Origin of the sequence: Actinophytocola sp., assembly GCF_036378875.1 — a bacterium.
Classification (GTDB): domain Bacteria; phylum Actinomycetota; class Actinomycetes; order Mycobacteriales; family Pseudonocardiaceae; genus Actinophytocola.
The window spans coordinates 17,276-38,535 of record NZ_DASUVO010000176.1; the positions used below are offsets into that span (position 1 = coordinate 17,276).

The following is a 21,260-nucleotide window of genomic DNA, read 5'->3' on the forward strand; positions in this document are numbered from 1 at the left end:
TCCTCCAGGTCGTTGGCGGTCAGGCACCGTCCAGTCGCACCACACGACGATAGAAATCGTACCCACCGACGAGGTTTCGGCCGCGATAATCCGGATCGTGCTCCTGCCGGAAATAGGTCGCGAGCGGGAACAGCATGTCGAACCGACCGATGCCGTCGTGCAGGGTCAAGCCACCATCCCCGCCCTTGGCCAGCTCGTCGGTATCGAGCACTTCACGCTTGAACTGGTCGAAGGCGATCCGCAGCCCATGTTGGTTGGGTGCCTCCAGGACATTGGGCGCACCGCCGTACCCATAGTCGGTGTTCCGGTGGAAGAAGTCGCCCCACCGGAACAACGTGCGTGACCCCGCGCCACACAGGTACTCCCACTCGGCCTCGGTAAGCAGGGAGTAGCCGGCGGCGGTCACCGCGTCCCGCAGCCGCGCGTGGGTGGTGGGCACCTCACGCCACACCTCGTACCGGGCGCTGTCGCCGATGCGGGTGAGCGCGGCGGACCCGACGAGCCGCAGGGTGGCCCAGCGTTTGTCGTCCGAGCGAAACGCCTCGCCGATCCGCTCGAGAAGGTCGTCGCCGTCCACAAGCTCATGCTCGCCGGTGTCCGCGTCGTAGGTCCCGACATAACGGACACCTGCCTCGCGCGGCGACCGTTCGACCAGCATGTCCGGAACCGACACCACACGAACCGGCGACGTGGCCTCGTCAATGTGCGCGGAGTACCCGGCAAGCGTGAAGTACGCCCTGTCTTCCTCCGACAGGTCGGGGACTTCCTCCACAACGGCGAGCAAGTCCCCCTCGAACTCGGCGACCGCGCCGGGGTCGAACCCCGACAACCCGCCCTCCCAGCCCAACGTGACCCCCACTTTGCCCGGCACGAGAACGAACTCGACCCCGTCATGGAGATAAACGCCAACTTCGTTCGACCCGACACCATGCGGCTCACCACACGACTCGACATGGCTGAAGGCGAAACCGTCGGGGACCACCGGCACCGCGTCACCCTACGGCCTGGCACGGCGCCACCCTGCGCACTGGCCACGGGGCGCGGCAGTCGGCTGGGCGACCTGTCATCATGCGATTGTGGATCAACACGGTCTTCGTCGCGTCGTGGCTACCCGGTACGTCACGCCGTTCCGGGAGGGTGGCTCGCTCCCCGGGCTTGTCGAGGCGGACGACCTGGGCATGTACGTGCTCAAGTTCCGGGGCGCCGGTCAGGGGCTCAAGGCGCTGGCCGCGGAGGTCATCGTCGGTGAGCTGGCGCGTCGGCTCGGGTTCCGGGTGCCGGAGCTCGTGCTCACCGATCTCGATCCGGAGCTGTCGCGCGCCGAGCCGGACGAGGAGATCCAGGACCTGCTGAAGGCGAGCGCCGGGCTCAACCTCGGCGTCGACTATCTGCCGGGCTCGTTCGACTTCAACCCGCGTGTGCGTGACCCCGGTCCCGAACTCGCCGCGCGGCTGCTCTGGCTGGACACGCTGGTGCTCAACGTGGACCGCAGCTGGCGCAACCCCAACATGTTGCTGTGGCACCGGCAGCCATGGCTGATCGACCACGGCGCGGCGCTGATCTTCCATCATCGCTGGCAGCCGGGCTGGCAACCCGCGGCGACCTACCGGTACGACGCCGGCGACCACGTCATGATGCCGGCCGCGGGCTCGCTGCGCGACGTCGACGCCGAGCTGCGTCCGCTCGTGACGCCGGCACTGGTGCGGGAGGTGCTGGCCCTGGTGCCCGACGACTGGCTCGACCCCGCTTTCCCCACGCCCGGCGAGGTGCGGGACGCCTACGCGGCATACTTCACCGCACGTCTTGCCGACGCGCCCAGCTGGGTCGCCGCGCTGGAGGAGACCCGTGCCGCACGTGTTTGAGTACGCCCTGGTGCGTGCCGTGCCCCGCCCGGAGCGCGGCGAGTTCATGAACGTCGGCGCCATCGTCTACTGCGCGCCACTGCGGTTCCTGCGCTGCGCGGTGGCGGTCGACGCCGACCGGTTGCACGCACTGGATCCCGCGCTGGACGTCGAGGTGCTCGAGGACGCGCTGCGTTCGCTGTGCCAGGCGTGCGAAGGCACCGGGCCGATGGCGCAGAGCAGTGTCGGGCAACGCTTCCGCTGGTTGACCGCGCCACGCAGCACCATCCTGCAGACCTCCCCGGCCCACACCGGGCTGACCGACGACCCGGCCGCCGAGCTGACCCGCCTCGTGAGCACGCAGGTGAGGATCTAGGCTCGCCCGGGTGGCGAAGTACTTCGACGTGCACCCGGACAACCCGCAGCGCCGGTCGGTGGGCCAGGTCGTCGACCTGATCCGGTCCGACGGGCTGGTCGCGTACCCGACCGACTCGTGCTTCGCGCTCGGGTGCCAGCTCGGCAACAAGGACGGGCTCGAACGGATCCGCGCCATCCGCCAGCTCGACGACCGGCACCACTTCACGCTCGTGTGCGCCGACTTCGCGCAGCTCGGCCAGTTCGTCTATCTGAGCAACGTTGTCTTCCGCGCGGTCAAGGCCGCCACGCCGGGCCCGTACACGTTCATCCTGCCGGCGACGAAGGAAGTGCCGCGCCGGCTCATGCACGCCAGGAAGAAGACCGTCGGCGTGCGCATCCCCGACCACGTCGTCACGCAGGCCATCCTCGCCGAGCTGGGGGAGCCGCTGTTGTCCAGCACGCTCCTGCTGCCCGGCGAGGAGGAGCCCATGACGCAGGGCTGGGAGATCAAGGAAGCACTCGACCACGTGGTGGACGCGGTGATCGACTCCGGCGACTGCGGCACCGAGCCCACCACGGTGATCGACTTCTCGGAGGACGAGATGGAGGTCGTCCGCGTCGGGGCGGGCGACCTCGCCCGCTTCGAGTGAGTGGCCCCGCCTACTTCTCCGGCGTGACCTTGACGATCACCCGCTGCTCGTCCTCCTTGCGCCACGGGTACGTGTCCGCGCCGAGGTACTTCTTCGCCAGCTTGTCGATGTGCGCGTCGGCGCCCTCGTCGACGAACTCGGCGGTGCCGCGCAGCACGACCAGGCGGTACGGGTCGTTCTTGTCGACCACCGAGATCGCGACCTTCGGGTTCCGCACCAGGTTACGATGCTTGACGCGTCCCTTCGCGGTGTTGAACAGGACGTGCTCGCCGTCCGTGTCGATCCACACCGGAGTGACCTGCGGAGTGCCGTCCGCCATGACGGTGGCGACGTTCGCGATCTGCGGTTCGTTCAGCAGCTCAACTTCTTGAGGGCTCAACTTCTTGGTCATGCCGTCACCAACCGTGCTCACTTCGGGCCTATTCCCGCCGGCCGGTGAAATAACTCGCTCGTGCCCGCCGTTAGGCTCGATGTCGAGATGAGTACTCCCGCCAGCCTGCGTGCCCGCCTCCAAGAGCTGACGTTGCGTGACGAGCGGCGCCTTCGTCGTCGCCTCGACGGGGTCAGCAAGATCAAGAACGTCGAGGCCAGGCAGGCCGCGATCGACGAGATCGCCGGTGAGGTGGAGAAGGCCGCGAACCGGGCCACCACCCGCGCCGCCTCCGTCCCGAAGATCACCTATCCGGACGAGCTGCCGATCAGCCAGCGTCGCGACGAGATCGCGAAGGCCATCGCCGAGCACCAGGTCGTGATCGTGGCCGGCGAGACCGGCTCCGGCAAGACCACACAGCTGCCCAAGATCTGCCTCGAGCTGGGCCGTGGCGTGCGCGGGATGATCGGGCACACGCAGCCGCGCCGGATCGCCGCGCGCACCGTGGCGGAGCGGATCTCCGACGAGCTGGACGTCAAGCTCGGCGAGGCCGTCGGATGGAAGGTCCGGTTCACCGACCAGGTCGGCGACCGCACGTTCGTCAAGCTCATGACCGACGGCATCCTGCTGGCCGAGCTGCAGTCGGACCGGATGCTGCGGCAGTACGACACGCTGATCATCGACGAGGCGCACGAACGCAGCCTCAACATCGACTTCATCCTCGGCTACCTCAAGCGCCTGCTGCCGCGTCGCCCCGACCTGAAGGTGATCATCACCTCGGCGACCATCGACCCCGAGCGGTTCTCCCGGCATTTCGACGACGCCCCCATCGTCGAGGTCTCGGGCCGGACGTACCCGGTCGAGGTCCGGTACCGCCCGCTCGTGGACCCGGACGATCCGGACGCCGATCCGGACCGCGACCAGACACAGGCCATCCTCGACGCGGTCGACGAGCTGTCGGCGGAAGGCCCTGGCGACGTCCTCGTCTTCCTGTCCGGTGAGCGGGAGATCCGGGACACGGCGGACGCGCTCACCGCGCTGGAGAAACCGGGGCTGGAGATCCTGCCGCTCTACGCGCGACTGTCCTCGGGGGAGCAGCGCAGGGTGTTCCAGCGACATCGCGGCCGTCGCGTCGTGCTGGCCACGAACGTGGCCGAGACCTCGCTGACCGTGCCGGGCATCAAGTACGTCATCGACCCCGGCTTCGCCCGGATCTCCCGGTACAGCAACCGGTTGAAGGTCCAGCGGCTGCCGATCGAACCGATCTCGCAGGCGTCGGCGAACCAGCGCAAGGGCCGCTGCGGCCGTACGTCCGACGGCATCTGCGTCCGGCTGTACTCGGAGGACGACTTCGACGCCCGGCCCGAGTTCACCGACCCGGAGATCCTGAGGACCAACCTGGCGTCGGTCATCCTGCAGATGGCGGCCGCCGATCTCGGTGACATCGCGGAGTTCCCCTTCGTGGAGCCGCCGGACCGCCGGCACATCACCGACGGCATGAACCTGCTGCACGAGCTCGGCGCGCTCGAGACGTCCACGAAGGACACCACGCCCCAGCTGACCCCGTTGGGGCGCAAGCTGTCGCGCCTGCCCGTCGACCCGCGACTCGCCCGCATGGTGCTGGAGGCCGACCGGAACGGCTGCGTCAGCGAGGTCACGGTCATCGCGGCCGCACTGTCCATCCAGGACCCGAGGGAGCGGCCGGCTGACAAGCAGGCGCAGGCGGACCAGATGCATGCCCGGTTCCGCGACCCCGACTCCGACTTCGTCTCGTTCCTGAAGCTCTGGGAGTACCTGACCGAGCAGAAGCGCGACCTGTCGGCGAACCGGTTCCGCAAGCTGTGCCGGGCGGAGTACCTGAACTACCTGCGGGTGCGGGAGTGGCAGGACGTCGCGGCGCAGCTCAAGCAGATGACGAAGAGCCTCGACGTGGTGCCGAACGAGACACCAGCGAAGCCCGACCAGGTCCACCGGTCGCTGCTCGCCGGTCTGCTCTCGCACATCGGGCTGAAGGACGCCGCGAAGCACGACTACCTCGGCGCGCGCAACGCGCGGTTCGGCATCTTCCCCGGTTCGGCGCTGTTCAAGAAGCAACCGCGTTGGGTGATGGCCGCCGAGTTGGTCGAGACCACCCGGCTGTGGGGCCGGATCGTGGCCCGGATCGAACCGGACTGGATCGAGCCGCTCGCCGGGCACCTGGTTCGCCGCACGTACTCCGAGCCGCGGTGGGAGAAGAAACGCGGCGCGGTGATGGCGACCGAACGGGTGACGCTGCTCGGCGTGCCGATCGTCGTGGACCGGGCGGTGAACTACGGCCGCATCGACCCGCAGGTGGCGCGGGAGCTGTTCATCCGGCACGCGCTCGTGCAACGTGAGTGGGAGAGCCGCCACAAGTTCCTGGCACAGAACGCGGAGCTGCTGGCCGAGGTCGAGGAGCTGGAGCACAAGGCGCGGCGGCGGGACATCGTCGTCGACGAGGAGACGTTGTTCCAGTTCTACGACGAACGGGTCGGCCAGGAGGTCGTTTCGGGCCGGCATTTCGACACCTGGTGGAAGAAGACCCGGCAGACTCAGCCGAACCTGCTGACCTTCAGCAAGGACCTGCTCCTCAACCCGACCGTGGGGGTGAGCGAACAGGACTATCCGGACGCCATGCGGCACAACGACATCCAGCTGCCGCTGACCTACCGGTTCGAGCCGGGCGAGGCCACCGACGGCGTGACCGTCCAGGTGCCACTGCCGCTGTTGAACCGGGTCAGTGCGGACGGACTGCCATGGCAGGTGCCCGGCATGCGAACCGAGCTGGTGACGGCGCTGATCCGTTCGCTGCCGAAGCCGATCCGCCGCAACTTCGTTCCAGTGCCCGACCATGTTGCCGCGGTTCTCGACCGACTTACTCCAATAACCGAACCAACGGTCGACGACGTGTCCGCCGTGCTGCGGGAGATCACCGGCGTCGTCGTGCCGGACGACGCGTGGCAGCTCGACCAGGTGCCCGAGCACCTGCGCACGACCTTCCAGGTCGTGGAGGAGTCGTCCGGTGAGCCGATCATCCAGGGCAAGGACCTCGGCGTGCTCAAGCGTGAGCTGGCCGACCGGGTCCGCGAGTCGCTGCAGTCCGGCGCCGAGGGGATCACCCGCGAGGGCCTGACGTCATGGGACTTCGACGAACTGCCTTCGTCGGTGTCGCTGCGCCGCGCGGGCCAGCAGGTTACGGCGTACCCGGCGCTGGTGGACGAGGGCACGTCGGTGGCCATCCGCCTGTTCGACAACCCCGCGGAGCAGCGTCGCGCGATGTGGCGCGGCACGCGACGGCTGGTGCTGCTCACGGTGCCGTCGCCGGTGAAGCAGGTGGTGCGGCGACTGGACAACGCGGCGAAGCTCGCGCTGTCGGCCAACCCGCACGGCAGCGTGCCAGGACTACTCGCGGACGCCCTCGACTGCGCCGCCGACCACCTCATCGACCGGGCGGGCGGACCGGCGTGGACGGCCGACGCCTTCCGGGCCCTGTGCGACGCCGTCCGCGCGGACCTGCACGACGTGCTCTACGACGTGCTGGCCCGCGTCCGAGGCGCGCTGACGGTGAACGCAACGGTGGACACGGCGCTGGACCGCATGTCCGGCAAGGTGTTCACCGAATCCGTGAGTGACATGCGCACGCAGCGATCGAAGCTGGTCTTCTCCGGTTTCATCACCGCGACCGGCTACCGGCGACTGTCCGACCTGGAGCGATATCTGACGGCGATACTTCGCCGTCTGGACAAACTCGCGGAACGCCCGGCCCGCGACGCGGACTGGACCTACGCGGTGCAGGGCGTGTGGGAGGCGTACGGGGAAGCCAGGTCCCAACTCGGCGACGACCCGCGGTTGACCGAGGTCCGCTGGATGATCGAGGAACTGCGGGTGAGTTACTTCGCCCAGACGCTGAAGACGGCCTACCCGGTCTCGGAGAAACGCGTCTACCGCGCGATCGACGAGGCGCTGGGTTACTGAACCAGGGTGTCGTCGGCAACGAGGTTGCGCCTGGCACGGGCCAGCGTCCGCAGCCCGTACAGCGCGAACAAGGGCTTGATCGCCCACGCTTCCCCGAACCGGTAGTCGGCGGCCCGCACCAGGCGCCCGGCGAGGTCGGGGCGCAGGCGACGCAGGTAGAGGCGTGCCTTCTGCGCGTGCAGTGGGTTCGACACGATCTTGACTTGGTCCACGTTTTCGAGCAAGGGGATCACATTTCGAACGTTCTCCCACGTGCTGCGTGACCGTTCCTCCAACAACACATGTCCGGCGAACCCAAGCTCGGCAACCGCATACCGCGCCAGCAACGAGGCCTCGGACACCGCACCGGTCTTGCTTGTCACCCCGCCAGAACACACCAGGACCGAGCTGGGCAACGCCTCGTCGACCGAACGAAGCGCCGCGCGCACCCGCCACCGGTTCAACGCGTTGGCCCGCTCGCTACTCCGGTTCCGGTACCCGAGCACGACCACCGCCTCGGAACGCGCGGGTCGAGCGGCCGGCACCTCGGCGCGTGAGGCCCGCCAGTGCACGATCTCGCTCCACGCCATCACCGAGACGAACCCGAGTACCGGCAGTGCCTTCCGTGTCACGTTCACGGCCGCGATCCTCCCACTGATCGGGGTGAGAACCGCGCGGTCCGGCTACCCTGACGTCGGTGACCATCGAGCTCGCGCTGCTGTCGCGGGTGTCCTACCGCGGCATGGAGATCACCGGCTCCGGGCTGCGTGGCCTGCTCGCGCTCCTGGCCGGTGAACTGCGCACGGGCTGCAGCACCGCCCGGTTGGTGGAAACGCTGTGGTCGGACGACCGACCAGAACACCCCACGAAGGCGCTGCAGCTCCTGGTGTCGCGGGCCCGTGCGCGGCTTGGTGCCGACGTCATCCTCAGCACAGCCACCGGCTATCGCCTCTCGCTGGGCGAGGGTGAGGTCGACGCGTCCGCTGTGCTGCTCAGCGCGTCCGCGAGCGAGCAGTGCGCCCGCGCCGGCGACCACGCCTCGGCGCTCCAGCACGCCGAGGCCGGCCTTGCGCTCTGCGAGGGCGCCACGAGCTGGGACAATGGGCTCGACGACCCGCTGTCGGTGTTGCGCGCGGCGCGGGCGTCGACGTACCGGTCGCTGGCCCGCGCTCGCGCGCTGTCGCTGTCCCGGCTCGGGCGTTCCGGCGAGGCGGTCGAGCCGCTCGGCGAGCTGATCCTGGAACGTCCCCGGGATGAGGAAGTCCTGGTGGAGCTGCTGCGCTGCGAGGCTGCCACGGTGGGCCCGGCCACGGCACTGTCCAGGTACGACAACTACCGGCGGGCGTTGCGGGATGAGTTGGGCAGCGACCCGGGCCCCGCGCTACAGAGCGTGCATCGCGAGTTGTTGCTGAGTGTCGCGCCCGTGGTCCGGCGTGGCGTGCGGCAGGAGCCCAACCCGATGCTCGGCCGTGACAAGGACGTTGCCGCCGTGGCCGACCTGGTGCGTGCGTCACGGGTGACCTCGATCGTCGGAGCCGGCGGTCTGGGCAAGACGCGGCTCGCGCACGCGGTCGCCCGGGAGGCGGAGCAGCGGGTGGTGGCCTTCGTCGGCCTTGCCGGCGTCACCGCCGACAGCGACGTGGTCGGTGAGGTCGCGTCCGCGCTCGGCGGGAGGGAGGCCCCGGGCGGCCGGCTCGCCAGGCGGGACGCGCTCGCCGGCATCCTCGACGTTCTCGGACCCGGACCCGCGTTGTTGGTGCTGGACAACTGCGAGCACGTGGTGCGCGGCGTCGCCGAGTTGGTGGCCGCTCTGGTGTCCAGGAGCGCGGATCTGCGGGTGCTCACCACCGGTCGTGCCCCGCTTCGGCTCTCGTCGGAATCGGTGTACGCGCTGCCCGAGCTGGATCTGCCGGCGATGGTCGAGCTGTTCGGTCAGCGCGCGAGGGCGACCCGCCCCGACGTCGACCTGCCGCCGACGGTGGTGCGGGAGCTGTGCGGCCGGCTGGACGGGTTGCCGCTCGCGGTGGAGCTGGCGGCGGCGCGGGTGCGGGTGATGTCGGTGGTCGAGATCGTGGCACACCTCGACGACCGGTTCGCCCTGCTGCGCGGCGGTCCGCGCGACGCGCCACGGCGTCACCAGACGCTGCGGGCCGTCATCGACTGGAGCTGGCACATCCTGGAGCCCGCCGGGCAGACCGCGATGCGCGCGCTGTCCGTGTTCCCGGGCGGATTCACGGCCGCCGCCGCGCGGCACGTGCTCGGTGACGACGTGGTCCTGGAGCAACTCGTCGACCAGTCGCTGTTGAGGTTGGCCGACAGCGGCTCGGGCACGCGCTTCTGGATGCTGGAGACCGTGCGCGAGTTCAGCACAACACGCCGCGAGCTCGCCGGCGAGACCGACGACGTCATCGGCCGTTTCCTTGCGTGGGCCCGCGATTTCGGGGCACGGTGGCAGGAGCCGGACCTCGTCTCCGGTGCCGCCGTCGACACGATCCGGGCCGAGCAGGACAACCTGCTGCTGGCGCTGCGATACGGGCTCGACCGGGAGGACGGCGCGACCGTCTCGGTGACGGCTGCCCTACTGGCGAGCCTGTGGGTCACGGAGTCGAACTTCACCCGCCTCGCGGTGCTGGCCGAGGACACCGCCTGGGTGCTGTCCCACGTCCGGCCCGAGGCCGCCCTCGTCGAGGCCACCAGGACGGCCGCGGTGCTGGGCGCGATGATCGGGTTCGTCATGCCGGAGCTCAGCCCGCTCCGCGCACTGGTCACCCTGCGTCACCTGCCGCCGGCCGCGCCGGACACCGTGATCGGGGCCGCTCACATCGTGCTGTGCGCGCCGGACGTCCCCGCGCTGCACGAGATGGCCGCCAGCCCCGAGCCACTGCTGGCCGCCATCGCGAACCACGTGCTCAGCCACCTGTGGGAGAACCGGGGCGACCAGGACAACGCGTTGCTGGCGGCCAGGCGGATGCTCGCGTGCGTCGAGGACGACGGTCCGCTGCTGCTCCGGGCCGTGGCCCACGGCCGGGTCGGCGAGCTGTGCCTGCAGGTCGACCCGGGCGAGCCGGCGTTCCATCACCTTGACGCGGCGTTGTCGATCACGGAACGGCTCGGGTGGTCCACCGCGACCCGGGGAAGGTGGGCGCTGGTGCTGGCCAACCTGCAGCGCGGCGCGTTCGACGAGGCGGAACGTGAGCTGGGCGCGGCGGCACACGGCAGCGGGGGCGATCCCTGCCTGATGGTCTTCGAGATCTGCGCCCGCGCCGAGATCCTGCTCGGCCGCGGTGATGTCGACGCGGGGTTGCTCCTGTGGCGGCAGGCCGCCGACCGCGCGAGGAACGCCGGAGGTGACCTGACCGGGCTGTGGCCCTTCCAGGTCGAGGCCGTCGCCGTGGTCACCCACGCGCGTTACGGTCGCCTCGAGCTGGTCGGGGAGATCAGCGAAGCGCTGCCGGGCATCCTGTCGGCCATGGTCACCTCGGCGCCGGTGCCGCAGTTCCCGATCTGCGGCTCGCTCCTTCTGGCGCTGGCCGTGGTGGAACTCGACCGTGGCGCTTTTGCGCGGGGCGTGCGGATGATCGCCCTGGCTCAGCGTTTCGGGTTGCTGCGGGAGTTCCAGCCGACCATGTCGGCCGAGCGGATCACGGGCATCGCCGAGCAGGCCGATCGGCCGGCGTACGCGGAGGCGGTGTCGTTGTACGCCGGGCTCGACCATGACGGCCTGCGGGCCGCCGCGCTGGATCAGCTCACCGACTTGGATCCCGCCTGAACAGCGCCCGCGCCCACAGGTAGCCGACCAGCCCGAGGCCGACGCACCATGCGACCGCGAGAACGCCGCTGTCCTCGACCGGCGTGTCCAGCAGCAGTCCCCGCAGCGTGTCGATGATCGGTGTGAACGGCTCGTGCGTGGCGAACCAGCGCACCGGCGCGGACATGGCATCCGGCGCGACGAACGCGCTGCTGAGGAACGGCAGCACCTGGACGATCAGGACGAAAGGACTCGTGCCCTCCGCCGTTCTGGCGAGCAGGCCGACCGCGACCGCGAGCCAGGAGAGGGCGAGCGCGAGCAGCGCGAGCATGCCGATGACGGCCAGCCACCGCACGGGGTCGCCGGTCGGCCGGAAGCCGAGCAGCATGGCGACGCCGATGACCAGGAAGGCGCTGATCAGCGTGCGCACCGTGGAGACGACGACGTGCCCGGTCAGTACCGACGCGCGGGAGATGGCCATCGTGCGGAAGCGGTTGATCACACCCTCGGTCATGTCCCGGTTGACGGCCAGAGCCGTGGTGGTGGACCCGTAGCCCACGGTCATCAGCAGGATTCCGGCCACCAGGTAGTCGATGTAGTCGCCGTCGCGTCGGATGGCGGGAAGTCCCGTGTTCAACGCCCCGCCGAACACGCCGACGAACAGCAGCAGGAGGACCACCGGCATTCCGATGGTCATGATCACCGCGCTGGGGTTGCGCAGGGTGTGCTTGGTGTTGCGCCTCACCATGGTCACCGCGTCGCTCATCGGACCGTCTCCTCCGTGGTCGGGTGGCCCGTGAGGGCGAAGAAGACGTCATCGAGGTCCGGGGTGTGGACGGACAGCTCGTCGACCTCGATCCCTGCTCGCTCCAGCCGGTCCAGCAGCGCTCGCAACGCCGGGACACCGCCGTCGCCGGACACCTGCAGGGTGAGCGCCTCGTCGTCCCGCGACACCCCGCCAAGGGCGGACGCCGCCGCGTCGAGCCCGGCCAGGTCGCCGAACCGCAGCCGCACGTGGCCACCCGGCATGCCCCGTTTGAGCTCCTCCGCGGTGCCCACCGCGACCACCTTGCCGTGGTCGAGAACGGCGATCCGGTCGGCCAGCTCGTCGGCCTCCTCGAGGTACTGCGTCGTCAGGAAGATCGTGACTCCGCCGGCCACGAGCTCGCGGATGATCTGCCACATCACGCGACGGCTGCGAGGGTCCAGCCCGGTGGTCGGCTCGTCGAGGAAGATCACGTGCGGGTCGCCGACCAGCGTCATCGCCAGATCCAGCCGGCGTCGCATACCGCCGGAGTAGGTCGACACGAGCTTCCTGGCCGCCTCGGTGAGCTCGAAACGGTCGAGCAGCGCCGCGACCCGCCGCCGCCCCTCGGCGCGGCCGAGGTGGTGCAGGTCGGCCATGAGGACGAGGTTCTCCTCGCCGGTGAGCAGGTCGTCCACCGCCGAGAACTGGCCCGTGACCCCGATCGCGGCACGCACCGCGTCGGGTTCCGTGGCGAGATCGTGCCCGGCGATCCGCGCCTGACCGCCGTCGAAGCCGATCAACGTGGACAGGATCCGCACCGCGGTGGTCTTGCCGGCCCCGTTCGGGCCCAGCAGGGAGAACGTCGTCCCCTCACGGACGTCCAGGTCGATGCCGTCGAGAACCACCTTGTCCCCGAACGACTTGCGCAACCCGGTCACCGCGATCGCCGATCGTGATGAAGCGCTGGTCATGCCCCTCCTTCTCGTCACTCGTGGCGCCGGCGGCCACGTCGAGGAGGAGGATGCGGGCAGCTGGTTTCATCACGGCTTCATCAAGGTGTCCAAGCACCACCAGCGTGCCGCGCTCGGTCACCTGAACGGCGTGTTCGGCCGTTCCTGCAACTCGCCGTCCACGTACAGCTCGACCTTCTCGTTGTAGAAGCAGGCGAGCCCGCTGATCTTCTGGCTCTCCGGCAGCGGCGTCCGGTAGATCCACACGATGTCCTCGTGGTCGCCGACGTGCCAGTACGAAGCCGTGCCTTTGTACGGGCACGACGACTTCTTGTTCGACGGCTGGAGCAAGTCCATGCGAACGTCGGACAAAGGCAGGTAGTACCGCGGCGGAAGACCGGTCTCGAACAGGATGCGTGGCTGCGTGGACGAGGCCACCACCTGCCCGTCGATCCGCACCTCGACGTGGCGCGAGCTGGCCAGTATGTCCACCCGCTTGTAGGGGTCGCGGGGATGGACGTAGATCGGCTCGTCCTCCTCCAGCCATTCGTCCATGGCGGAGAACTCGAGACGCACCAGGTCGTCCATAAGGCGTGCCGCGCCGGGCACGGTCACGGCGTCGGTCACCACGTCGTACGTGTCGTCGGCGGCCGGTTCCAGCCTGGCGTGGACGTCCGCGATCGGCAGGTAGTAGGTCGGGTAGTACGGGATCTCCCACACGAGCACGGGTGCACGGCTGTCCGCCACGAGTTGCCCGCCCGCGTACACCCGCACCCGCTTGGGGCTCACCTCACTGCTGCGCATGAACTCGAAAATAGTCCTGGACCTGGAGCGCGCTCCACCCCTCACGATGTCGAGCATGAACACGCAACGAGTCATCGGTGACCGCGAGGTGAGCGCGCTCGGCTTCGGATGCTGGGCCGTCGGCGGTCCGTTCTCCGACATCGAGGGTAAGCCCCTGGGTTGGGGCGAGGTCGACGACGACGAGTCCATCGCCGCGATCCGCCGCGCCGTCGATCTGGGCGTCACTTTCTTCGACACGGCGGACGTCTACGGCGCCGGTCGAAGCGAACGCGTGCTGGGCCGGGCGATCACCGGCCACCGTGACGAGGTGGTCATCGCCAGCAAATGGGGCAACGTCTTCGACGAGGACACCAAGGTCCTCACGGGTGCCGACCAGTCGGTCGAGTACATGCGCAAGGCCATCCGCGCCTCCCTCCAGCGGCTGGGCACCGACTACCTGGACCTGTACCAACTCCACATCGCGCCGTCGGTCGACGAGGCGGAACCGCTGGCCGACGCCGCCGAGGAGCTGGTGAAGGAGGGCCTGATCCGCGGCTACGCGTGGAGCACCGACGATCCGGAGCGGGCCGCGGCGTGGGCGGGCCGACCGGGCTATGTCGCGGTGCAGCACGAATGCAGCGTCCTGCACGACGCGCCGGAGATCCTCGACCTGTGCGAACGGCACAACCTGGCGAGCATCAACCGCACGCCGCTGGCCATGGGCCTGCTGGGCCGCCGCGACCGCAACCGCCCCGCGACGGGCGCCGACATCCGGTCCGCGGCCCCGGAGTGGCTGCGCTTCTTCGCCGACGGCGTGCCGACCGACGAGTGGGCGAGCAAGGTGGACGCCCTCCGAGAGATCCTGACGAGCGACGGCCGCACACTGGCCCAGGGCGCACTGGCCTGGCTGTGGGCCCGCAGCGAACGAACGATCCCGATCCCCGGCTTCCGCAACATCGCGCAGGCGGAAGACAACGCGGGTGCCCTGGCACACGGCCCGCTCCGCCCGGACCAGCTGACGGAGGTCGCCGCCCTACTGCGTGGCTGAGCGAGCAGGCCTTGTTCCGACGTTTGGTGCAGGGTTCGTTTCGTTCGGATCGGCCGCTGGAGTTTGCGGTCCTGCTTGGTGGGCGGACCGAGCGGGCTTGTTCCGATGTTTGGTGCAAGTGTGGCGCGTGCCTGAGTAAGTTCGTTGGCTTGCTGCGTCGCGGAGGCCGGTTGGGCAGGGCTTTGGTGCAGGGTTCGTTTCGTTCGGATCGCCGCTGGAGTTTGCGGTCCTGCTTCGTGGCTGACCGAGCGGACTTGCTCCAATGATCGGAGCAAGTCCGGCGAGTGTTCGAGTAGGTGCTGTGGCTTACTGCACCGTGGAGTCCGGTGGGGGCAGCTGGAACTCCCGGGACTGCTCCACCTCCGCGACGCCGGGCACGGCCGACAGGGAGCCCAGCACATCCCCTTCGACCGTGCCCGTCACGACGCCGACGCTTTCGAGGACCTCGTCGACGCGTAATCCCGCGTGCCGTAAGGCTTCGACCACCGAGGCCATGTCGTCGACCTGGTCGTCGGCCACCGAGATGACCACCTGCTCTTCCGCCACGTGGCCTCCTCGATGACGCCGGTCAGGGTGCTTGCACCAATCCTGCCCCAACGTCGGTGCACGGCAAAGACAGACGGCGCGCCGTCTGCGAGAGGCGGGCCCACAGCTCGAATCCGCGCGCACCGGTGGCCTGCGCGATGAGCGCGGCGACACCGGAGACGTGCGGGGTCGCCATGCTGGTGCCGGAGATCCGCTTGTACCGCAGCGGGGTGGGCCAGCTGGAGTGGACGTCGAAGCCCGGCCCGGTGACGTCGACCGCGCCGATCGTGTCGACCGTCCCGCACGAGAACCACGCCATCTTGCGTGCGGCGTCGATCGCGCTCACCGCCATGATCGACGGGCAGTTCGCGGGGTGACCGACGGGGTTGACCCGCCCGGCACGTCGGTCGCTCTCGTTGCCGGCGGCCGCGATGATCAGCGTGCCCTTCTGGATGGCTCTGGTCGCCACCCGCTGGTAGGTGCGCGAGTACGCCTGCCCCGGCGAAGCGGCCGCGCCGAGCGACATCGACACGACCGCACACCCGTTGGTGATGGCCCAGTCGATACCGGACAGGATGCCGCCGTCCGCGCCCGATCCCTCGTTGCTCAGCACCTTGCCGGCGTAGATCTCGGCCTCGTAGGCGATGCCGTACGCGGGACCGTCCTCCAGCTCACGAGGTCCGCACGAAGTGCCGATGCAGTGCGTGCCGTGCCCGTTGCCGTCCTGCACCTCCTCGCCCTGGACGAACGAGCTGGACACGACGGTCCGGCCGGCGAAGTCCGGGTGCTTCAGGTCGAAGCCGGTGTCGAGCACAGCGACACGGACGCCCTTGCCGGTCGCCTTGCTGTTCGGTGCACCGGTCGCCTGAAGTCCCCACGTGAACAGGGTTTCGTCGACGGTCGGTGCTTCCACGTCCGTCGCCGGCGCGGTCGGCTCGATGGCCCGCACGAACCGCTCCGGCTCGATCAGCGAGATCGGACCCGGCTCGTCCGCGGCCCTGGCGAGTGCGGTGACCTGGTCCTCGTCCGCGGTGACGAGCGCGACACCGAGCTGACCCATGACCAGGCCGTCACCCTCCCACAGGCCCGGTGACGCGCCTTCCTGACCCGTGTCCACGGCACGGATGCCGGCGACCCGGTTCAGCTCGCCGGTCGCGTCGCTCCAGTCGTCTTCGAGCAGGACGAGGTACCGGCCCGTGGTTCCGTCCGCAGCCGCTGTCATGGCAGGTCACCTTCACTCTCTCGTTCGGTTCGTGCACCACGCGTTAACCAGAGAGTCGCGATCCCAACATGTGGTGTAACGGTGCTCACAGAATCCGTCCTCAATCAACTTCGAGAACAGGACGTTTATCGTCGAACCCATGCAGAGTTGGCCATCCACCCCGGTCCCCGAGGTTCCCGGCACCCCCCGCCCGCTGCGCCTGTACGACACCGCGGCCCGCGAGATCCGCCCGACAGCGCCAGGACGGACCGCGACCATGTACGTCTGCGGGATCACCCCGTACGACGCCACCCATCTGGGCCATGCCGCGACATACCTCGCATTCGACCTGGTGCACCGGCAGTGGTTGGACAACCGCCATGACGTGCACTACGTGCAGAACGTCACCGACGTGGACGACCCGCTGCTCGAGCGCGCGGAACGCGACCAGGACGACTGGGTCGTACTCGCCATGCGCGAGACGGCGCTCTTCCGCGAGGACATGACCGCCCTGAGGGTCCTGCCACCCCGCGACTACCTGGGTGCGGTCGAGTCCATCCCGGAGATCGTCGAGGCGGTGGCCAAACTGCTCACCGACCGGATCGCCTACCGCGTCAAGGACGACGAGTACCCCGACATCTACTTCGCGCACGAAGCGTCCGGCCGGTTCGGCGAGGTGTCGCAGTACACCCCGGACGAGATGGAAAAGCTCTTCGCCGAACGCGGCGGCGACCCGGACCGTCCCGGCAAGCGTCACCCGCTGGACGCGCTGCTGTGGCGCGCCGCCCGCCCGGGCGAGCCGAGCTGGGAAAGCGAACTGGGCCCGGGCCGCCCGGGCTGGCACGTCGAGTGCAGCGTCATCGCGCTGAACCGCCTCGGCATGGGATTCGACGTGCAGGGCGGCGGCTCGGACCTGATCTTTCCGCACCACGAGTTCAGCGCCGCTCACGCGGAAGCACTGACCGGCGAGCGCCCCTTCGCCCGGCACTACACGCATGCGGGCATGATCGGCCTGGACGGCGAGAAGATGTCCAAGTCCCGCGGCAACCTGGTGTTCGTGTCCCGCCTGCGCGCCGACAAGGTCGACCCCATGGCCGTGCGCCTTGGCTTGTTGTCCGGCCACTACCGCGCGGACCGCCCATGGACCGCCGACGTGCTTTCCGCGGCGGTTGCCCGCCTTGCCCGCTGGCGCACGGCGGTCGCCGTTTCCGCGGCACCGCCGGCGGCGGACCTGATCGCGAGGCTGCGCGATCACCTGTCGAACGACCTGGACACACCACGCGCCCTCGCCGCGGTGGACGCGTGGGCAGACGCCGCCCTGTCAGTAGGTGGCCAGGACACCGAGGCCCCGAAAGCAGTCCAGGCCGCGGTGGACGCGCTGCTGGGCGTGCTGCTGTAGCCCCGAACAACACCCGGTGGGCCCGCGGCGGTTGGCCTCCGGCCCCCGGGTTCCAGCCTGCCACAGGCCACCGACAGTTCGTCCCGCCGCGTGGCGAGTTGTCCACAACCGCTAAGGAAGAAACACACGCCGGTTGAGCGACATTCGGCATGACAGCTCGGGGAATGAAGGCCGCGACGATCTCAAGACAGGTACACAGCATTACCGCGCAATTGCCTATCGGCGGAGCTGGCACCTGCCGGCGGAAATCGCCGATGCCCTGCCCCAGGCACGCTGAGACAGCCCGAAACCCTGAGACAGCCTGAAAATGTCGGTGCCCACCGGTAGCGTGGAAGCCGGGGGGCCCCGGCGCACCAATGGGACTTTCGCTCGGGTTGGGTGGGTGAACTCTTTGCTGTTTGGCCTTGTGTGGGCCGGGATTGTCGGTGCCCACCGGTAGTGTGGAAGTCGGGGGGCCCACCCGGTGCACGAAAGGACCATTCGTGCGGAGTGGGGATTGCTACCGCCATCTCTTGCCCAGCAGTGCCACCGGTGGCGTCACCGCCAGCATGAGCGCCGGCAGCAGGAAGCCCAGTGCCGGCGACAGGTGGTACACGGGCGTGAACGCGATCGGTGCCGCCGACGCGCCGATGAAGCGAAACGCCTGTACGACCGACACCGCGCCCGCCGGGTTCTCCTCGCTGGTCAATACGAGTGTATTGAGGCCTACCTGGACGAACTGCGCGCAGAAACCGCCGATCGCCCACAGCACGCCGACGGCCGACACCCAGGGCGCCACGCCGATCAGCGCTATCGGTAGCGCGCCGGCCATGGCACCGAGCAGTGCGCCGCGCCGGCCGCCAATACGTTCGACCACATGGCCGGCGAACCGGGCGGTGAGCATCCCCACGACGCCGAACGCCGTCAACAGCAGGCCGCGGGCGCTCGACGACATGCCGAAACCGTCTTCCGCGCGGAACGCGACCAGGAACGTCAGTCCGCCGAGGCAGCCCCAACCGACGAAGGCGACCGCCGCGGCCCGCATCACCTCCGGACGCCACGCCGACCGCAGCCGGGCGGGCTCGGTCCGACTGCGCTCCGGGACGTCCGGTAGCCCGATCACCACGAGCGCGCCGGCCGCCACCGCCACGCCGATGAACGCGAGCCGCCACGTCGCCTCCGCCGCGAGGCCGCCGACGAGCGGACCGCTGGTCTGGCCGGCCGCCTGTAACGACGCGAACCAACCGAGCGTGCGGGACAGCCGCTCCCGTGGCGTGGTGGCGGCGATCGTCGCGAGCAGCAGGGGAGTCGTGAACGCGTTGGCCACCCCCTGGACGCCACGGCCGGCCAGCAGCACCGGGTACACGGTGGCCCCCGCGCACAGCGCCGACCCGACGACCGACACGAGGTACGCCCCGAGCACGCTGCGCCGCTGGCCCCACCGCGCGCCGAGCGTCCCGGAGAACAACATCAGCACGGCGAACGGCACGAAGTATGCGGTGATCGTCGCGGACGCGGCCGACGTGGAGACGCCGAAGTCGCCACCAAGCTCGGGCAGCATCGAGGACGTCACACTGCCCCCGAACGGGCCGAGAAACCCACCGGCGTACAAGCCGCCCCGAGCCAGCCGCGCCCGATCGATCACGCCGCCGGCCCGCGGGTCCGGTGCCAACGGAGAAGCCGACAGGTTGTCACCGAACCGGACACGGCAAAGGCGCGCCGCCCGGGAAGGCCGTTAACGCTGAGGGCACCCGTCAGACCCCCGACGGACCTCGACCGGGGCCTGGGCGTCGGCGGCGCAGGTAGCGTTCGAACTCGGCGGCGATCGCGTCGCCGCTGGTCTCGTTCAGTGCCAGGTCCGCGTCGCCGCGTTCCTCCAGCGCGCGGACGTAGTTGCGGACGTCCTCGTCCTCCTCGGCCATCTCGCTGACCGTGCGCTGCCACTCCTCGGACTGGTCGGGCAGGTCACCGAGCGGCACCTCGACGTCGAGGATCTCCTCGACCCGGTGCAGCAGCGCCAGCGTGGCCTTCGGCGACGGCGGCTGCGACACGTAGTGCGGCACCGCGGCCCACAGGGAGATCGCCGGCAGGCCGGTCTGTACGCACAGGTCCTGCAGGACGCCGACGATGCCGGTCGGTCCCTCGTACCGGGAGCTCTCCAGCCCGAACTTCGCCGCGGACGCCGCGTCGTACGCGGTGCCGGTGACCGGCACCGGCCGGGTGTGCGGTGTGTCGGCGAGCAGGGCACCGAGCGTGACCACCGTGGTCACGCCGAGTTCGGTGAACTGGTCGATCAGTTCGGCGCAGAACTTGCGCCAGCGCATGTTCGGCTCGATGCCGTGCACCAGCACCACGTCGCGGTTCGCCCCGGGCGGGCGACAGACCGACAGCCGTGTGGTCGGCCACTCCACGCGCCGCGTCACCCCGTCGACCATCCGGACTGTCGGCCGTGTGACCTGGAAGTCGTAGTAGTCGTCCGGGTCGATCTCGGACAGTTCCGTGGCCTCCCACGTGAGCTGCAGGTGCTCGATGGCGGCGGTCGCGGAGTCTCCCGCGTCGTTCCAGCCTTCGAAGGCGCAGACGACCACGGGGTCGACGAGTGATGCGGTTGGCCGCAGGTCCGGATCGGTCACTGGGCAAGCCTACGACCCGAGGGCACCCGAGGTAGATCGTAGGCTGGTTCGCATGCCAGCCGAGACCCATCCGAGGTCCCCTGACAGCCCGGCCGCGGTCCTCTGGGACCTCGACGGCACACTCCTCGACTCCGAGAAGCTGTGGGACATCCCGCTGTACGAGCTCACCGAGAAACTCGGCGGAGAGCTGTCCGCCGAGACCAGGCAGGCCATGGTCGGCACCAACGTGTTGGTGACCCTGAACCTGCTGTACGCCGAGGTCGGGATCCCCGACCCCGGTCCCGACCAGCTCGCCGACGGCGCCGCCTGGATCGAGCGCCGCATGGCCGAGGTCTTCCGGCAGGACCTGCCGTGGCGGCCGGGCGCGGCGGACGCGCTGGCCACGGTGCACGCGGCAGGGCTGCCGATGGCGCTGGTCACCTCGACCGAGCGGGCCCTCACCGAGATCGCGCTGGACACGATCGGCAGGTCCCGCTTCGACGTGACGGTCTGCGGGGACGAGGTCGCCGGGGAGAACAAGCCGCTCCCGGAGCCGTACCTGAAGGCGTGCCGGCTGCTGGGCGTCGACCCGGCGGCGTGCGTTGCCATCGAGGACTCACCGACAGGCACCGCCTCCGCGGTCGCCGCCGGCTGCACGGTGCTGGTGGTGCCCTGTGAGGTCCCGGTCGAGCCGGGGGAGCGGCGCGTGCTCCGGACGTCACTCGAAGGGCTGACGGTGGCGGACCTCACTGCTCTGCTGACCTGACCCGAAAGTGAGTTGGCGGGTAATGGCAGGATCAGCGGCGTGAAGACGTTCGACGAGCTGTTCGCCGAACTCCGCGACCGGGCGACCAACCGGCCGGCGGGCTCCGGCACCGTCGCCGCGCTCGACGCGGGGGTGCACGCACAGGGCAAGAAGGTGCTCGAAGAGGCGGGTGAGGTGTGGATCGCAGCGGAGCATGAGTCGGACGAGCGCCTCGCCGAGGAGGTGTCCCAGCTGCTCTACCGCGTGCAGGTGCTCATGCTGGGTCGCGGCCTCGATCTCGAAGACGTCTACCGGTACCTCTAAGGAGAGTT

Annotated in this window: 19 protein-coding genes; 9 read left to right on the forward strand and 10 right to left on the reverse strand. The window is 69.5% G+C overall.

Annotated features, from left to right (window positions below; genetic code table 11):
* Window positions 1-19: 19 nt before the first annotated feature.
* Window positions 20-988 carry a formylglycine-generating enzyme family protein gene (locus VF106_RS49905; protein WP_330847193.1) on the reverse strand — a complete coding sequence of 323 codons (969 nt, stop codon included), beginning with the start codon at window positions 986-988 and terminating at the stop codon, window positions 20-22.
* A gap of 115 nt (window positions 989-1,103) precedes the next feature.
* On the opposite strand from VF106_RS49905, the gene VF106_RS49910 reads away from it, so the two are divergent.
* The 3 genes from VF106_RS49910 to VF106_RS49920 are packed head-to-tail and all read left to right on the forward strand — an operon-like array spanning window position 1,104 to window position 2,848.
* A complete protein-coding gene (locus tag VF106_RS49910; RefSeq protein WP_330847194.1) occupies window positions 1,104-1,862 on the forward strand; it encodes a HipA family kinase in 759 nt (252 codons plus the stop codon).
* Entirely contained in the window at window positions 1,846-2,217 is a 372-nt protein-coding gene (locus VF106_RS49915; RefSeq protein WP_330847195.1) for a DUF3037 domain-containing protein, read from the forward strand. The genes VF106_RS49910 and VF106_RS49915 overlap by 17 nt, the downstream gene beginning before the upstream one ends.
* A gap of 10 nt (window positions 2,218-2,227) precedes the next feature.
* On the forward strand, window positions 2,228-2,848 hold the full coding sequence (locus VF106_RS49920; RefSeq protein WP_330847196.1) for an L-threonylcarbamoyladenylate synthase: 621 nt from the start codon (window positions 2,228-2,230) through the stop codon (window positions 2,846-2,848).
* 10 nt (window positions 2,849-2,858) lie between these two features.
* Here the strand turns inward: VF106_RS49920 and VF106_RS49925 are convergent, their stop codons facing one another.
* Window positions 2,859-3,239 carry a PPOX class F420-dependent oxidoreductase gene (locus VF106_RS49925; protein WP_330847197.1) on the reverse strand — a complete coding sequence of 127 codons (381 nt, stop codon included), beginning with the start codon at window positions 3,237-3,239 and terminating at the stop codon, window positions 2,859-2,861.
* An 87-nt stretch (window positions 3,240-3,326) separates the two neighbouring features.
* On the opposite strand from VF106_RS49925, the gene hrpA reads away from it, so the two are divergent.
* A complete protein-coding gene (gene hrpA, locus VF106_RS49930; RefSeq protein WP_330847198.1) occupies window positions 3,327-7,211 on the forward strand; it encodes an ATP-dependent RNA helicase HrpA in 3,885 nt (1,294 codons plus the stop codon).
* Here the strand turns inward: hrpA and VF106_RS49935 are convergent.
* Window positions 7,205-7,828 (reverse strand): YdcF family protein, encoded by a 624-nt coding sequence (locus VF106_RS49935; RefSeq protein ID WP_330847199.1) that lies wholly within the window; start codon window positions 7,826-7,828, stop codon window positions 7,205-7,207. The two genes, hrpA and VF106_RS49935, sit on opposite strands and share 7 nt — an antisense overlap.
* A 59-nt stretch (window positions 7,829-7,887) precedes the next feature.
* Here VF106_RS49935 and VF106_RS49940 point away from each other — a divergent pair, with 59 nt between their 5' ends.
* Window positions 7,888-10,959, forward strand: a complete 3,072-nt coding sequence (locus VF106_RS49940; RefSeq protein ID WP_330847200.1) for an ATP-binding protein — start codon at window positions 7,888-7,890, stop codon at window positions 10,957-10,959.
* Here the strand turns inward: VF106_RS49940 and VF106_RS49945 are convergent.
* The 3 genes from VF106_RS49945 to VF106_RS49955 all read right to left on the reverse strand — a co-directional run bounded on the left by VF106_RS49945 (window position 10,937) and on the right by VF106_RS49955 (window position 13,440).
* Window positions 10,937-11,704: an ABC transporter permease gene (locus tag VF106_RS49945; protein ID WP_330847201.1), complete on the reverse strand. Its 768-nt coding sequence runs from the start codon at window positions 11,702-11,704 to the stop codon at window positions 10,937-10,939. The two genes, VF106_RS49940 and VF106_RS49945, sit on opposite strands and share 23 nt — an antisense overlap.
* The gene (locus VF106_RS49950) at window positions 11,701-12,657 is read right to left on the reverse strand and encodes an efflux ABC transporter ATPase subunit, DrrA-related (RefSeq protein WP_330847202.1); all 957 of its coding nucleotides are present in this window, start codon (window positions 12,655-12,657) and stop codon (window positions 11,701-11,703) included. The genes VF106_RS49945 and VF106_RS49950 overlap by 4 nt, the downstream gene beginning before the upstream one ends.
* Window positions 12,658-12,774: 117 nt before the next feature.
* Window positions 12,775-13,440: a DUF427 domain-containing protein gene (locus tag VF106_RS49955; RefSeq protein ID WP_330847203.1), complete on the reverse strand. Its 666-nt coding sequence runs from the start codon at window positions 13,438-13,440 to the stop codon at window positions 12,775-12,777.
* A gap of 55 nt (window positions 13,441-13,495) precedes the next feature.
* Between VF106_RS49955 and VF106_RS49960 the strand changes: the two genes are divergently transcribed.
* Window positions 13,496-14,467, forward strand: coding sequence for an aldo/keto reductase (locus VF106_RS49960; RefSeq protein WP_330847204.1), 972 nt, complete (start codon window positions 13,496-13,498; stop codon window positions 14,465-14,467).
* A gap of 306 nt (window positions 14,468-14,773) precedes the next feature.
* On the opposite strand, the gene VF106_RS49965 is transcribed toward VF106_RS49960, so the two are convergent.
* Window positions 14,774-15,013, reverse strand: a complete 240-nt coding sequence (locus VF106_RS49965; protein ID WP_330847205.1) for a hypothetical protein — start codon at window positions 15,011-15,013, stop codon at window positions 14,774-14,776.
* A 22-nt stretch (window positions 15,014-15,035) separates the two neighbouring features.
* Window positions 15,036-16,214, reverse strand: coding sequence for a S8 family peptidase (locus VF106_RS49970; protein WP_330847206.1), 1,179 nt, complete (start codon window positions 16,212-16,214; stop codon window positions 15,036-15,038).
* Between the two features lie 139 nt (window positions 16,215-16,353).
* On the opposite strand from VF106_RS49970, the gene mshC reads away from it, so the two are divergent.
* Window positions 16,354-17,592 carry a cysteine--1-D-myo-inosityl 2-amino-2-deoxy-alpha-D-glucopyranoside ligase gene (mshC, locus tag VF106_RS49975; protein ID WP_330847207.1) on the forward strand — a complete coding sequence of 413 codons (1,239 nt, stop codon included), beginning with the start codon at window positions 16,354-16,356 and terminating at the stop codon, window positions 17,590-17,592.
* A gap of 499 nt (window positions 17,593-18,091) precedes the next feature.
* On the opposite strand, the gene VF106_RS49980 is transcribed toward mshC, so the two are convergent.
* Together VF106_RS49980 and VF106_RS49985 are read right to left on the reverse strand one after the other, a co-directional pair.
* On the reverse strand, window positions 18,092-19,243 hold the full coding sequence (locus VF106_RS49980) for an MFS transporter (protein ID WP_330847208.1): 1,152 nt from the start codon (window positions 19,241-19,243) through the stop codon (window positions 18,092-18,094).
* An 82-nt stretch (window positions 19,244-19,325) separates the two neighbouring features.
* Window positions 19,326-20,204 carry a PAC2 family protein gene (locus VF106_RS49985; RefSeq protein ID WP_330847209.1) on the reverse strand — a complete coding sequence of 293 codons (879 nt, stop codon included), beginning with the start codon at window positions 20,202-20,204 and terminating at the stop codon, window positions 19,326-19,328.
* Window positions 20,205-20,256: 52 nt separating this feature from the next.
* Here VF106_RS49985 and VF106_RS49990 point away from each other — a divergent pair, with 52 nt between their 5' ends.
* Both VF106_RS49990 and VF106_RS49995 read left to right on the forward strand, forming a co-directional pair.
* Window positions 20,257-20,949 carry an HAD family hydrolase gene (locus VF106_RS49990; RefSeq protein ID WP_330847210.1) on the forward strand — a complete coding sequence of 231 codons (693 nt, stop codon included), beginning with the start codon at window positions 20,257-20,259 and terminating at the stop codon, window positions 20,947-20,949.
* A gap of 39 nt (window positions 20,950-20,988) precedes the next feature.
* Window positions 20,989-21,252, forward strand: a complete 264-nt coding sequence (locus VF106_RS49995) for a phosphoribosyl-ATP diphosphatase (RefSeq protein ID WP_330847211.1) — start codon at window positions 20,989-20,991, stop codon at window positions 21,250-21,252.
* Window positions 21,253-21,260: the final 8 nt, after the last annotated feature.